The sequence below is a fragment of the uncultured Bradyrhizobium sp. genome (assembly GCF_936928535.1).
In the GTDB taxonomy this organism is placed as follows: domain Bacteria; phylum Pseudomonadota; class Alphaproteobacteria; order Rhizobiales; family Xanthobacteraceae; genus Bradyrhizobium.
Genome location: NZ_CAKZHY010000028.1, coordinates 21,191 through 33,747, shown reverse-complemented (window position 1 = coordinate 33,747; position 12,557 = coordinate 21,191). Strand labels below are relative to the sequence as shown.

Sequence of the window (12,557 nt, the reverse complement as noted above, 5' to 3'; positions counted from 1 at the left end):
AGCAAGCGAAGCCGTCAGGCGAAGCGCGTCGAGACGGAGGGGTAAAAACCACGCACTCAATATTTCCTCTTGCCTCCCCTCGTCATTTCCCACACGCTCCGCACAGGGGGAACACAATGAACGACGACAGCCGCGACTTCAGGCGCCATCTGCGCTGGAATATGTCCCTGCCCGCCGTGATGATCTGGTCGCGCCTCAAGGGCCGCCACGCGGACACACCGCGTTTCCGCCGCGAACATCCCATTGGTCCCTATTTCGCTGACTTTTACTGCGCCAAAGCCGCGCTGGTTATCGAGATCGACGGCGCCTCGCACGGCCACGGCGACCGTCCGGCGCGCGATGAGGTGCGTGATGTCTGGATGCAGGCGCGCGGCCTGGAGGTCGTCCGCATTCCGGCTGCTGATGTACTGCATGATCCGGACGATATTGTGGAAGGGATGCTGAATTTGGCAAGGGCGCGGATTAAGGAGCGACGTAAATAGTTCGGCGCCGTTTGTTACCCCTCCGCCTCGACGCGCTACGCTTGCTCGGCACCTCCCCTCCAAGAGGGGAGGATCAAAAACAATAAATCCTCCCCTTTTTAAGGGGAGGTGGCAGCGCGAGGCCCTTTAGGGCCGGTGTCGCTGACGGAGGGGTAAAGCCCCATACGCCACGGCCGGATTTCCCCCCTCCGTCTCGACGCGCTGCGCTTGCTCGACACCTCCCCCCCCCAAGAGGGGAGGATTAAATCACAAATCCTTGCGCTCGAAACGCGGGCGGAAGAACGGATCTTCGAGGATATTATCCTTTGAGCCACTTGGCGATGCCGGTTCAGCCACAGCCGCCGTATCCGGTGACGCGACAGGTGGCGGCGTCACGGCTTGCGGCGCAACCGGCGCGAAGCTCTGCGGCGTCAGCTTTTCCTGGAACTGGCGCAGGTAACGCAGGTCTTCAGCGATATTCATCACCGCCATATAGAGTTCGCAGACCGACCGCCAAGCCAGCACAGCGATCATGAAGCCGAGGAACCCCACCACCAGCAGGCCGAACGACAGCAGCCAGCCCATGATCGAGGCGTCCTTGATGCCGGTGCCGACCATGATGCCCAGCCAGCCGAGCGCAAAGATGAACAGCAGACCCAGTCCGCACCAGTAGACGATATGGATGATCGGCCGCGTCAGCATCTGGTCGAAGGTAAACAGGTTAAGCCAGATATCCCTGGGGCGCGTGGTGCCAAAAACCTGCCTGATCGTACGCTTCATTATGCCGAATTCCCCGCAAAGACGAATTTGCCTGCCGTCGCCTTGTTAAACGGCTTTTGAGGCGCAATTGTCAAGAGTCCCGATAGGTTAACCGCGTGCGGCCCACTTGCCGCCGGAGAGATCAGGCTGCATCTCCGCCGGATCAAAACCCGGCTGCCAGGGCAAAAGACCGGCGGAATCGGGTACCACCATTTGCAGGGCCTTGAAATCGTAACCGCCCCAGAACCAGACGCTCCAGCCGAAATAGCGGTCATACCAGCGCTTTTCGACGGGCTGGAAGTAAACCGGGCAGTCGTCGAAGAAACCGTCATAGGGTTTGCCGGCACGCAATTTTACACCGGCTTCCAGTTGGCGACAGGCCTCGGCAAGCAGGTCACGCGCCACATGGGAGGCCTGCGCGCACACAACGATTTCCGGCGCCTTCAGGCTGAAGCCCAGGCCGGTGGTATAGGCATGGTGATCATCGGGCGCATAGGACCAGCCATGCATTCGGATAGTGGCCAGCATATCGCGCGCACCCGGCGGCAGATTGGGTTCGTGACGGTCAAAGGCGTTGGGCATGGGAATTGAATCGTTGTGTGATTTATCTAAGTCGCAAGTAAGATACCCCACCACCATTGCTGCGCAATGGTCCCCCTCCCCAACAAATTGGGGAGGTACAAAAAAATCTACACCTCCCCGGCTATGCCGGGGAGGGGGACCGCACGACGACGCGAAGCGGCTAGATGCGGTGGTGGGGTATCTTTTATCCGTTTAGGCCTTTTCCAGCCCAATGCCCTGCCGATAAATCCGACTGAACGTCAAGCAGATTTGAGTCGAAGCCGTTTTCCCAAGGAAACTTGCCCTGCTTGTCGGGCCAGATCAGTTGCCAGCAGTCGAACGCATCACCTGCATAAAACCAGCGACTCCAGCCCAGATGTTCATGGTATTGCGACTTGTCGACAATCTGGAAGCAGACGTCAAATCCTTCAAGAAAGTCCGCATAGGACCGGCCTGTTTCGTAGCGTTTCCCCGCTTTCAGGTCACGGTACAAATTCCACAAAAGGCCGTGCGCCACCTGATCCTGTAATCCAAATACAATGATTTCAGGCACGCCAAGACCCACTTGAAATCCTGTCGTAAAATTGAATTCAGGCTTTCCATCACTTTTCAAAATATGCGTATTGAACCAGCCATGCTTACGAACAGTGCCGACGAACTGTCGCTCACTTTCATCCAGTTTATTCTCGTCAGCGTCCAGGGCAGATAGCATTACACCTGTCCGACCGTCTTGAGCTTCACCTTGGGGTGGATTTCGTTCTGGCTCATGACCACCGTATTGGCCCTGAATCTTTCTATGATCGAGCGCACGAACGGCCGGATGGTGGGCGAGGTCAGCAGCACCGCCACCTCGCCGTTCATCGACACACGCTCGAAGGTATCGCGCACGCCGCGGATGAAGTCCTGCAAATGTGACGGCGCCATGGTCAGTTGGCGATCCTCGCCCTGCCCGACCAGTGACGACGAGAAGGCGTTCTCCCAATCGTGCGACAGGGTGACGATCGGCAAAGAACCATCGTCGGAACGATTCTGCCAGCACAATTGACGCGCCAGACGCGAGCGCACATGCTCGACCATCTGGGTGATCGACTTGGTATGCGAGGCCGCCTCGCCGAGCGCTTCGAGAATGGCCGGCAGATCGCGGATCGACACGCGTTCCTTGAGCAGGGCCTGAAGCACGCGCTGGAGCGTGGCGGTGGAGACTACCTGCGGGATCAGATCGTCGACCAGCTTCTTCTCGTCGGCCGGCAGGTCGCGCAGCAGCTTGGACAGTTCCGAATAGCTGAGCAGGTCAGCCATATTGTCCTTGAGGATTTCCGTCAGGTGGGTGGTGATGACGGTGGCCGGATCGACGATGGTATAACCCAGGAAGGTCGCCTCCTCGCGCAGGGCGTTGTCGATCCAGGTCGCTGGAAGTCCAAAAGCCGGCTCCTTCATATGCTCGCCGGGCAGTTCGACCTGGCGGCCGGTCGGATCCATGGCCATCAGCGAGCCGATGCGGACCTCGCCGGCACCGGCTTCCATTTCCTTGATACGGACGGCATAGCCCTGACTTGGCAGGCGCATATTATCGAGAATGCGCACCGACGGCATGATGAAGCCGTATTCCTGCGCCAGCGTCCGGCGCAGGGCCTTGATCTGGTCGGTCAGCTTGCGACCATCGAGATCATTGATCAGACCGAGCAGGCCCAGGCCCAGCTCGATCTTGACGTCATCGATGGCCAGCGCCGCCGAGATCGGTTCTTCTTCCGGCGGCATGTTGGCCTGCTGGATGGCGTCGAGCTGTGCCTTGGAGGGCGGTGGCGGCTGACGGCCGATGCGCCAGGCCAGGGCGCCGGTGGCCAGGGCGATGGCGCCGAAGAAGACGATCGGCATACCAGGGATCAGCCCCATGACGCCGGAGGCCGCCGAGACGACGCCAAGCGCCACCGGATTACGCGCCAGTTGCAGGACGATGGCCTTGTCGGCAGAGCCGTCGACGCCGGCTTTCGACACCAGAAAACCGGCGGCGATCGAGATGATCAGGGCCGGAATCTGCGTCACCAGACCGTCGCCTATGGTCAGAAGCATATAGGTCTTGGCGGCCTCGCCGGCATCCATCTGGTGCTGGAAAATGCCGATCAGGATACCGCCGACGATATTGACCACGGTTATGACAATGCCGGCCACGGCATCGCCGCGGACGAATTTCGAGGCACCGTCCATGGCGCCGAAGAAGCCGCTCTCGTCCTCCAGCGCCTTGCGGCGCTCCTTGGCGACTTTCTCGTCGATCAGGCCGGCCGAGAGATCGGCGTCGATCGCCATCTGCTTACCGGGCATGGCGTCCAAATGGAAGCGCGCGGCGACTTCGGCGATACGGCCCGAACCCTTGGTGATGACGACGAAATTGACGATGATCAGGATGGCGAAGACGATGATGCCGATCACGAAATTGCCGCCCATCACGAAGCTGCCGAAGGCTTCGATGACATGGCCGGCGGCATCCGTGCCCTCGTGCCCGTGCGACAGGATCAGGCGGGTCGAGGCCATGTTGAGCGACAGCCGCAGCATGGTCGAGATCAGGAGGATGGTCGGGAAGGCGGAGAATTCCAGCGGTGCCTGGATGAACAGCGAGGTCATCAGGATCAGGATCGACAGCGTGATCGAGATCGCCAGGAACAGGTCCAGCACGATCGCGGGCAGCGGCAGGATCAGCACCACCAGGATGGTGAGGATGCCGAGCGCCAGCGCGATGTCGCCGCGCTTGAGGATGGTGACGATTTCGGAGAGGGAGGGGATCCCGGGCTTTCCGCCGCCTACGCCCTGACCCGCGGTGACGTCAACCATGGTAGCTGCCTCCCCGCGCGACTGCCGTCCGCGCGCCCCAAACGCCTGCGCGGCGGCCGATGGGCCGCCGGTCCGAAAGTGAGGCACCGCACTGGCGTCCACGGGAGCTCCCGTCTTACGCGGCTGACGACACTCGACTTCACCCGGCAATTCTTGCCGGGTGTATGGTTAGCAAAGGGTTAACGGAGGGGGTGGGAGGCGTCTGATCAGGGGTATTTCGGGGGCCCTGGATCGTCATTCCGGGGCGCCCGAAGGGCGAGCCCCGAATCCATCGGGCCGCAAGTATCGAGGAGGGATGGATTCCGGGCTCGCGCCAAGTGGCGCGCCCCGGAATGACCGTCGAGGAAAGCTGCCCTACTTGGCCCTCTCCATCTTCGTCACCGTGTAGCCCGACGCCGCCTCCTCGGCTTCGAACGACACCTTGTCGCCGACCTTCACCTGCTTGAGCATAGCCGGATCCTTGACTCGGTAGACCATGGTCATGGGCTCGTCCATGCCAAGGCTCTTGGCGGCGCCGTGCTTGAGCGTGATCTTGCCGGCGGCTTCGTCGATTTTCTTGACCTCGCCGCTGATGGAGGCCGCCAATGCGCCGGTGCCAACGCCCACGGTCAGCACGAGGGCTGCGACGATACAGATGATGCGGTTCATGAGAGCCTCCATTGCTTATTTCACGGTGACGTGGCCGACCATGCCGTAGTCGCGATGGTCGGGGATCAGGCAGGAAAATTCGAATGTGCCTGGTTTGGTGAACTTCCAGACGATCTCGGCCGTCTTGTTCGGCGCAAGCCGTATCCCGTTCGGATCGTCGTGCTCCATATGCGGATGCTTCTTCATCACCTCGGCATGGGCGAGATTCTCCTTCGTTGTGGCGAGCAGGAATTCGTGGTCCTCCCTGCCGACATTGCGCAGCACGAAGCGGATCTGCTCGCCGCGCTTCACGTCGATCTTGGACGGCTCGTAGGACATCTCGCTCATCGCGATCTCGATGGTACGCGTGGGCTTGTTGGGATCGCCGGGCTCGCCGGCCGAGAAACCGTGATGATCGTGACCTTCGTGAGCGAGGGCGGGCGCGACCGAGAGCGCGGTCATCACGAGAGCGAGCTTGATCTTGTTCTTCATTGTAGTCTCCGGTTGGGTGGTCCATCGAAACGCTGGTTACATCTTCATCTTCATCTTCGACATCGGCGCAGCGGGTTGCCGCACGGGCTCTGCCGCGGGCGAAGCGACCTCATAGGCGACGGTGCCTTGCGGGAATTGATAGGGGCCGGGATCGCGGTAATCGTCGCGCGCAAGCCCATCGCGGATCTTCATCACCGTGAACATGCCGCCCATCTCGATCGCGCCGAACTGGCCGGCGCCCGACATCATCGGCAGCGTGTTGTCGGGCGCGGGCATCTCCATGTTGCCCATGGCCATGCCCGATTGCCCCATCACCATGGCATCGGGCGCGAGCTTGCCGACCGCCTTGGCCAGATCCTTGCGCGACACGCCGATCATGTTGCGCATGTCGTGGCCCATCGCGTTCATGGTGTGATGCGATTTGTGGCAGTGGAACGCCCAGTCGCCGGGATTGTCGGCGAGCACGTCGAGCACCCTGACGGCGCCGACTGGCACGTCGGTGGTCGTGTCCGGATATTGTGCGGTCTCGGGAATCCAGCCGCCGTCGGTGCAGGTCACGGCAAAGCTGTGGCCGTGCAGATGAATCGGATGGTTGGTCATGCTGAGATTGCCGATGCGCACGCGCACCTTGTCGCCGAGCCGGACGGCTAGGGGATCGATGCCCGGAAACACCCGCGCATTCCAGGTCCACATGTTGAAGTCGGTCATCTCGTTGACCCTTGGCAAATACGTGCCGGGATCGACGCGATAGGTGCTCATCACGAAGACGAAGTCGCGATCGACGGGTCGGAAGCCGCCATCGCGCGGGTGCACGACGACCATGCCCATCATGCCCATCGCCATCTGCACCATCTCGTCGGAATGCGGGTGGTACATGAAGGTCCCGCTCTTCTTCATCTCGAACTCGTAGACGAAGGTCTTGCCGGGCTGGATGTGCGGCTGGGTCAGGCCGCCGACGCCGTCCATGCCGCTCGGCACGATCATGCCGTGCCAGTGCACGGTGGTGTATTCGGGCAGGCGATTGGTGACGAAGATGCGGACCTTGTCGCCCTCGACGGCCTCGATGGTCGGGCCCGGCGACTGGCCGTTATAGCCCCAGAGATTGACCTTCATGCCCTCCGCGAACTCGCGCACCACGGGCTCGGCGACGAGATGGAATTCCTTCCAGTCGCCGTTCATGCGGAACGGAAGGGTCCAGCCGTTCAAGGTCACGACGGGTCGATAATCGGGTCCGCTGGTCGGGTGCAGCGGCGGCTGCATCGCGGCTTTGTCCATATGGGCTGCTTCCGGAATCGCTGCGGCCTGGACGCGGCCGCTGACCGCTGACGCACTGAGAAGCGCGGCGGTGCCCAAAAATCCTCGGCGGGAAAACATGCTGGTCTCCATGTCAGTGGCCGCCATCGGCAGGCGCTGCCGCAGCGATATTGGTTGGATTGTCGCCACGGGTCGCAGGCGCGCCGCCGCCATTGACGGCGGTCTGCAACTCGGATTGGGCGAGGAAGAAGTTCCGCCTGGCATCGATCGCGCCGCGCAGCGAGGCGAGGCGCTGTCGCGCCTCGGTCAGCAGCGCGAAGATGTCGACCTGCATGCTGGAGAAGCGCAGCTGCATCTCCTCGGTGATGATTTTTCGCAGCGGCAGGATCTCGCGCTGATAGTGGCTCGCGATGTCGTAGGTGGAGCGATAGACGCGATAGGCATCGCGCGCCTCCGAGCGGACATTCACCGCGCGCTCGGTCAGGCGATTGAAGGCCAGGTTGTAGGTCTCTGCGGCCTGCCGCACCCGCACCTCGCCGCCATCGAAGATCGGGATCTGGAACTGCACGTCGAAACCGCGCTCGCGGAACGGCGCGCCTTCGGGATCCTGGGTGCGACGGGAGATGCCGGCGAGATCGAGCAGCGTGACGAACCGTGTCGCCTCGGTGAGATCAAGCGATTTCGCCAGCGCCGTGAGCTCGAGCCGCGCGATCTGCAAATCGATACGGTGCGCGACCGCATCGGCCTCGATCGAGGGCAGGGCTTGCGGCCGACGCGGCAGCGATGGCAGCGCATTGGGCAGTCGGAAATCGAGACCGTCGTCCCACAGCCCCAACAGTCGCGCCAGCTTTTCACGCGCGCTGGTCGCTCTCTGACGTGCGGTAGCAAGGTCTGCGGTGGTTTCGGCGTAAAACACCTGCTCGCGCGCCTGGTCGAGCTTGTTGACCGAACCGGTCTCGCCGAGCTTGACCGCGAGCTGCGCGGTCGATTCCGCCGTTGCCTTCGCATCCGTCAGCAGAACCACCATCTCGTTTCCGGCGACCGCGCGGACGTAAGCGCGCCGCACATCGGCGGCGAGCCGCAGCGTCGCCAGTGCCGCACGCAATTGCGCCTGACGAAAGCGATCGCGCGCGATCTCGGAGCGGAACGGCAGGGTCGCCAGAGCGAGGATATCGCCGACGACCTGGCGCTCGATCTCGCTGGCACCATTGCCTGAGATGCGCGAGATCGAGAACACGGGATTGGGCGGCAGGCCCTGCTCGACCAGGTCGGTCTCGGCCAGTGCCAGCTCGTTATAAGTGGCTTGCAGCCCCTTGTTGTTGAGCAGCGCAATCTGCACGGCGGTCTCCGTGGTCAGTGTCCGCGACAGCAACTGGCGAACCCGCGCGTCGACCGCGCCGGCTCCCTCGGCCGTTCGCACGAAAGCGACGTCCTTGTTGATGGTCTGGCTCGTCAGCTCGGAGACGCCGCCGGTCATGCCGCCGTCGGGCGAAAACGCGACGCAGCCGGAAAGGCCGAGCGTGGCAACAACGAGCAGGCCTCGCGCCAAATGATGTGCCATCGCGCGCTCCTATTGGCCTTGCTTCGGCTGAGGCGCAGCAGCGTCGTTGCGCTCGCGCCACGGCGCCGGCGTTGCCGGCCGCAAGCTCGTATAGGGCGCGACCGTCGAACGATAGCCGACGCGCGCGCTCTTCGCCGCCGGATCGGCAGGATCGGCGGCAGCGACCGAACTCGTTGCCGGCATACAGCCGGACAGCGCGAGCGCAATGACGGCCAGCAGCGGCCAGTGAAATCGAAAGTATCCTCCACGCGCCGCAGATGCGGCGGCGGATCTCGCCCCGAGAAGCGTAAGCATGAGCAATCCCTGATCTGTCTGGAGACCACAGGTTCGCGCGCGCGAGAATGCGCGCTCGGCCTGACGTCGTCGCGTGTCAGATCAGGTGATGGGAGGGCGGTAGAGCAGGGGCGGTGCCGCGCTGTGCAGGCTCGCCATGATTTCAGGCGCGCAAGCCGAAACCGGCTGTAGCGGCTTTGCCACATCAGGCAGATCGGCCGGCAAGGCGCTGATGCACATCATCGCGCAGCATGGGCCGACCTTGCCGTTGCCGTCATGATGATGTGGGGCAGGAGCATCCTGTGCGGACTGGTGATGCGCGTGCATGCCGGTGTGGTCGTGCGCCGCGCCGTCGTGCACGTGGCTCGTCGGCGTCGCCTGATGGATCGCCGCGAGATCGGCCAGCAGCACATCGTCCAGACATGGCGCCGGACCGGCGCTCCAGGCGAGGCTTGCTGCCGGCGCGAGCACGCAGAACAGATAGGTCAGCGCAATCAAGCGCCCCACCCTGATCCGCATCGATCGCGTCATCTGCAATAACATTCCGTCAGCACGCTCCGCGCGGCATTGTTGCCCACGCGGATTGCAAACTAATGGCAAAGTGCGGTTTCGCCAAGCTCCTTCTTACCGCAGTGCACCGAGCATGCCCATTATCGCGGCACGATGCTTGACCGCGAAGCAATCAGCGAACATTGTCCGCGCCGTGCACGCACCCAATCACCCCGGACAGAAATCTGCCTCTTTCACCCCCGACTCGCGTCAGGCCTGGGTGCGGCTTTTGCTCGCGCTGGTGATCGGCTCGATTGGCAGCGTCGGCATGTGGGCCGTGGTCGTGGTGATTCCCGTCGTGCAGGCCGAATTCGCCGCCACGCGCGGCGCAGTATCGCTGGCTTTCACGATGATGATGTTCGGCTTCGGGCTCGGTGGCGTGATCGCCGGCAAGATCACGGACAAGTTCGGCATCGTGCCGGCCATGGCAATCAGCATCGCCTTCCTCGGTGTCGCCAATACGCTTGCGGGGCTCTCGACCCAACTCTGGCAGTTCGTCGCGGCCTATTTCCTGGTCGGGCTCGGCACGTCCGCGACTTTCGCGCCGCTGATGGCGGAGGCCTCGCACTGGTTCGAGCGCTACCGTGGGCTTGCCGTGACCATCGTCGCAAGCGGCAATTACGTCGCCGGCACGATATGGCCGCCGCTGGTCAATGCCGGCATCGAGAGCATCGGCTGGCGCTACACGCATATTGGCATCGCTCTCGTCTGCGTTACGGTAATGTCGCTCCTCGTGATGGTCCTGCGCGCGCAGATGGGCGAGGACAAGGTCCGCAATCACGCCAATGCGCCGCCGCCGCGCGTCGATCTGAACCTCTCGACCAACACACTGACGGTACTGCTCTCGATCGCCAGTATTTCCTGCTGCGTCGCCATGGCGATGCCGCAGGTGCATATCGTTGCCTATTGCGGCGACCTCGGTTACGGCGTGGCGCGAGGCGCCGAGATGCTGTCGCTGATGATGGCCTGCGGCATCGTCAGCCGGATCGGCTCGGGCTACCTCGCCGACAAGATCGGCGGCATCCGCACGCTGCTGCTCGGGTCGCTGGCGCAAGGCTTTGCGCTGGTGTTCTACCTGTTCTTCGACAGCCTCACCTCGCTCTATCTGATCTCTGCGATGTTCGGCCTGTTCCAGGGTGGAATCGTGCCGAGTTATGCGATCATCGTGCGCGAGGCGATGCCGGCGAGCGAAGCCGCAACCCGTGTCGGAATCGTGATTTTCGCCTCCGTGTTCGGCATGTCCTTCGGCGGCTGGGTGTCCGGCCTCATCTTCGACGCCACCGGTTCCTACGGTGCGGCGTTCGCCAACGGCGTGGCCTGGAATGCCCTCAATGTCGGCATCGTCTTGACGCTTCTGGTCCGCTCACGCATGAACACGACGAGGGCAGGGGCCGGCTTCGCGATCTGAAGCGCGCCCCTGTCGGCGCGAGGTCGTATCGATGCAAGCCAGGCCATCCTGATCATGCCGCGGGCGTCGTCATTCCGCTGGATCTGGCTGATCATCGCCGTCGTGCTGCTGGATCAAGGCACGAAGCAGCTCGTTGTCGCTTGGCTGGACCCTGATCGACCGCTGATCATTCTTGCGTCCGGCGCATGGCCGTCGATCGACCTTCTGCTGTCCTACAACAAGGGCGTCTCGTTCAGTTTCCTGCGATTGGCCGGCGATGCGCAGCGTTGGCCGCTGGTTGGGCTATCTCTTCTGGCCTGCGGCGTGTTGGGCTGGTGGCTTCGCCGCGTGCCGTCGAACCAGCCGATCCTGGCTACCGGACTTGCCCTGATCATCGCGGGCGCGTTCGGAAACATGCTGGACCGTGCCCGGATCGGTTCGGTGATCGACTTCGTCCACCTCTCTTACAAAGCCTGGTCGTTCGCCATTTTCAACGTCGCTGACAGCGCGATCACCTTGGGCGCGATCGCGACCGTGGTGTCCTTATTCCTTGAGACGACCTAAACCGCCTGTCCCGCCTTCAGCAGCGAGCAGCCGGTTATCTTGTAGCTTCCGTCGGCCTGCTGCTCGAGCGTGTAGAGCGCCTCCCAGGCTTCGCCATTGGCATCGATGATGTGAACGCGCTGGGCAACCACGTTGCCCTCGGTCTTGCTGTCGCCGAACTCGAAGCTCTTGTGGCGGTAGACCGGCGCGTAGCCGTTCTGCACCATCGACAGGAAGATGTCGGCTGCGGGGAAGATCTGCTTGATTGCCGGGGCGGCATAGGAATAGGCGGCGCTTGCATCGTCATGGACGAAGGCCTGTTCCTGCGCGCGGATCACGTCTTGCGCCGCCGAGACATCGTCGGCGCGTGCGGCGAAGGGGCTACAAGCAAGGCTAAGAACGACCAGCAAGGCGGCAATGCGCATGGCAGGCTCCGCGTCGAGTTCCCGGCAATGCCAACCATAGCACGACCTCTGGGAAATACGGACGTGCTATCGCTTCCGTTTCACCGCCGTCTTTGCCGGTTTGGCCGCGCGCACCTTGGCCTTTGCGGCGGTCTGCACGCGAAGGCCGTCGACAAACACGTCGAGCATCCGCAGCACCGAGGATTGCCAGCCGGGCTGATCGTGCATGTAACACATGCCGAAGAACGCGCGCAGCAGGTCCTCGGGACTGATGTCGGCGCGCATCGCGCCAGCCGCGGCTGCGCGATCGAGCAGCGAGGAGATCGCCTTGGTCAGGCGCTCAAAGGAGAAGGCATGTAGCTCCGACCCGCTTTGCACTGCGAGTGCCAGGGCTGCCACCATGCCTTTCTTGGTGGCAACAAATTCGACACCTGACCGCAGCCAGCGCCGGAGTGCGTCGACCGGATCCTTGGCATTCTTCAACTGCTCGGCCAGCTCGCTGAGCTGCTCGACCTCGCGTCGGTAGACCGCTTCGAACAGATCCTCGCGCGTCGGGAAATGCCGGTAGAGCGTGCCGATGCCGACGCCGGCGCGTTTTGCCACGGCTTCAAGACTGGCCTCCGGGCCGCCCGCAGTGAACACGACCTTGGCCGCCTCGAGCACGCGCTCGCGGTTGCGCACGGCGTCGGCGCGGGGCTTTCGGGTCTGGTCGGTCTGGTCGTCCATGCCTGCAATGTAGATCACGAATTGGTTAGATTGAACCCTTGTTGAACCTTGCAGGGCTGCATCGCGTTGTCACTGCACGGGCTTTTGACGAATTCCAGATATTTTCCCGCAGCTCTTGTTAAACGGAGGGTGCC

The 12,557-nt window shown here is 62.7% G+C and carries 15 protein-coding genes; 3 read left to right on the top strand and 12 right to left on the bottom strand.

Annotation, left to right across the window (positions count from 1 at the left end):
* Positions 1-116: 116 nt before the first annotated feature.
* Complete coding sequence (locus Q0687_RS03535; protein WP_298872325.1) at positions 117-482, top strand: DUF559 domain-containing protein; 366 nt, start codon at positions 117-119, stop codon at positions 480-482.
* Between the two features lie 246 nt (positions 483-728).
* Here Q0687_RS03535 and Q0687_RS03530 read toward each other — a convergent pair whose 3' ends face one another.
* The 10 genes from Q0687_RS03530 to Q0687_RS03485 form a co-directional block, all read right to left on the bottom strand.
* On the bottom strand, positions 729-1,241 hold the full coding sequence (locus Q0687_RS03530) for a DUF4282 domain-containing protein (protein ID WP_298872324.1): 513 nt from the start codon (positions 1,239-1,241) through the stop codon (positions 729-731).
* 87 nt (positions 1,242-1,328) lie between these two features.
* The gene (locus Q0687_RS03525; RefSeq protein ID WP_298872321.1) at positions 1,329-1,802 is read right to left on the bottom strand and encodes a DUF4262 domain-containing protein; all 474 of its coding nucleotides are present in this window, start codon (positions 1,800-1,802) and stop codon (positions 1,329-1,331) included.
* Positions 1,803-1,986: 184 nt separating this feature from the next.
* On the bottom strand, positions 1,987-2,493 hold the full coding sequence (locus tag Q0687_RS03520) for a DUF4262 domain-containing protein (RefSeq protein ID WP_298872319.1): 507 nt from the start codon (positions 2,491-2,493) through the stop codon (positions 1,987-1,989).
* Positions 2,493-4,607, bottom strand: a complete 2,115-nt coding sequence (flhA, locus tag Q0687_RS03515) for a flagellar biosynthesis protein FlhA (protein ID WP_298872317.1) — start codon at positions 4,605-4,607, stop codon at positions 2,493-2,495. The genes Q0687_RS03520 and flhA overlap by 1 nt, the downstream gene beginning before the upstream one ends.
* A 354-nt stretch (positions 4,608-4,961) precedes the next feature.
* Positions 4,962-5,255 (bottom strand): copper-binding protein, encoded by a 294-nt coding sequence (locus Q0687_RS03510; protein ID WP_298872315.1) that lies wholly within the window; start codon positions 5,253-5,255, stop codon positions 4,962-4,964.
* A 15-nt stretch (positions 5,256-5,270) separates the two neighbouring features.
* Positions 5,271-5,726 carry a cupredoxin family protein gene (locus Q0687_RS03505; RefSeq protein WP_298872314.1) on the bottom strand — a complete coding sequence of 152 codons (456 nt, stop codon included), beginning with the start codon at positions 5,724-5,726 and terminating at the stop codon, positions 5,271-5,273.
* A 36-nt stretch (positions 5,727-5,762) separates the two neighbouring features.
* Positions 5,763-7,100: a copper oxidase gene (locus tag Q0687_RS03500; RefSeq protein WP_298872312.1), complete on the bottom strand. Its 1,338-nt coding sequence runs from the start codon at positions 7,098-7,100 to the stop codon at positions 5,763-5,765.
* A 13-nt stretch (positions 7,101-7,113) separates the two neighbouring features.
* Complete coding sequence (locus Q0687_RS03495) at positions 7,114-8,541, bottom strand: TolC family protein (RefSeq protein ID WP_298872310.1); 1,428 nt, start codon at positions 8,539-8,541, stop codon at positions 7,114-7,116.
* Positions 8,542-8,550: 9 nt separating this feature from the next.
* A complete protein-coding gene (locus Q0687_RS03490) occupies positions 8,551-8,835 on the bottom strand; it encodes a hypothetical protein (RefSeq protein ID WP_298872309.1) in 285 nt (94 codons plus the stop codon).
* Positions 8,836-8,916: 81 nt separating this feature from the next.
* Entirely contained in the window at positions 8,917-9,345 is a 429-nt protein-coding gene (locus Q0687_RS03485) for a hypothetical protein (RefSeq protein WP_298872308.1), read from the bottom strand.
* 160 nt (positions 9,346-9,505) lie between these two features.
* Between Q0687_RS03485 and Q0687_RS03480 the strand changes: the two genes are divergently transcribed.
* Together Q0687_RS03480 and lspA are read left to right on the top strand one after the other, a co-directional pair.
* Entirely contained in the window at positions 9,506-10,771 is a 1,266-nt protein-coding gene (locus tag Q0687_RS03480; RefSeq protein WP_298872332.1) for an MFS transporter, read from the top strand.
* A 54-nt stretch (positions 10,772-10,825) separates the two neighbouring features.
* Positions 10,826-11,314 (top strand): signal peptidase II, encoded by a 489-nt coding sequence (lspA, locus tag Q0687_RS03475; RefSeq protein WP_298872305.1) that lies wholly within the window; start codon positions 10,826-10,828, stop codon positions 11,312-11,314.
* Here the strand turns inward: lspA and Q0687_RS03470 are convergent.
* Complete coding sequence (locus Q0687_RS03470; RefSeq protein WP_298872300.1) at positions 11,311-11,718, bottom strand: DUF4864 domain-containing protein; 408 nt, start codon at positions 11,716-11,718, stop codon at positions 11,311-11,313. The two genes, lspA and Q0687_RS03470, sit on opposite strands and share 4 nt — an antisense overlap.
* 66 nt (positions 11,719-11,784) lie before the next feature.
* Positions 11,785-12,423 (bottom strand): TetR/AcrR family transcriptional regulator, encoded by a 639-nt coding sequence (locus Q0687_RS03465; protein ID WP_298872329.1) that lies wholly within the window; start codon positions 12,421-12,423, stop codon positions 11,785-11,787.
* Positions 12,424-12,557 lie beyond the last annotated feature (134 nt).

Excerpts from the sequence above, each read along its gene's own strand:
- Q0687_RS03470 (WP_298872300.1), bottom strand. The coding sequence starts at position 11,718 with ATGCGCATTGCCGCCTTGCTGGTCGTTCTTAGCCTTGCTTGTAGCCCC.
- Q0687_RS03520 (WP_298872319.1), bottom strand. The coding sequence starts at position 2,493 with ATGCTATCTGCCCTGGACGCTGACGAGAATAAACTGGATGAAAGTGAG.
- Q0687_RS03485 (WP_298872308.1), bottom strand. The coding sequence starts at position 9,345 with ATGACGCGATCGATGCGGATCAGGGTGGGGCGCTTGATTGCGCTGACC.
- flhA (WP_298872317.1), bottom strand. The coding sequence starts at position 4,607 with ATGGTTGACGTCACCGCGGGTCAGGGCGTAGGCGGCGGAAAGCCCGGG.
- Q0687_RS03525 (WP_298872321.1), bottom strand. The coding sequence starts at position 1,802 with ATGCCCAACGCCTTTGACCGTCACGAACCCAATCTGCCGCCGGGTGCG.
- Q0687_RS03495 (WP_298872310.1), bottom strand. The coding sequence starts at position 8,541 with ATGGCACATCATTTGGCGCGAGGCCTGCTCGTTGTTGCCACGCTCGGC.
- Q0687_RS03510 (WP_298872315.1), bottom strand. The coding sequence starts at position 5,255 with ATGAACCGCATCATCTGTATCGTCGCAGCCCTCGTGCTGACCGTGGGC.
- Q0687_RS03500 (WP_298872312.1), bottom strand. The coding sequence starts at position 7,100 with ATGTTTTCCCGCCGAGGATTTTTGGGCACCGCCGCGCTTCTCAGTGCG.
- Q0687_RS03465 (WP_298872329.1), bottom strand. The coding sequence starts at position 12,423 with ATGGACGACCAGACCGACCAGACCCGAAAGCCCCGCGCCGACGCCGTG.
- Q0687_RS03535 (WP_298872325.1), top strand. The coding sequence starts at position 117 with ATGAACGACGACAGCCGCGACTTCAGGCGCCATCTGCGCTGGAATATG.
- Q0687_RS03505 (WP_298872314.1), bottom strand. The coding sequence starts at position 5,726 with ATGAAGAACAAGATCAAGCTCGCTCTCGTGATGACCGCGCTCTCGGTC.
- Q0687_RS03490 (WP_298872309.1), bottom strand. The coding sequence starts at position 8,835 with ATGCTTACGCTTCTCGGGGCGAGATCCGCCGCCGCATCTGCGGCGCGT.
- lspA (WP_298872305.1), top strand. The coding sequence starts at position 10,826 with ATGCCGCGGGCGTCGTCATTCCGCTGGATCTGGCTGATCATCGCCGTC.
- Q0687_RS03530 (WP_298872324.1), bottom strand. The coding sequence starts at position 1,241 with ATGAAGCGTACGATCAGGCAGGTTTTTGGCACCACGCGCCCCAGGGAT.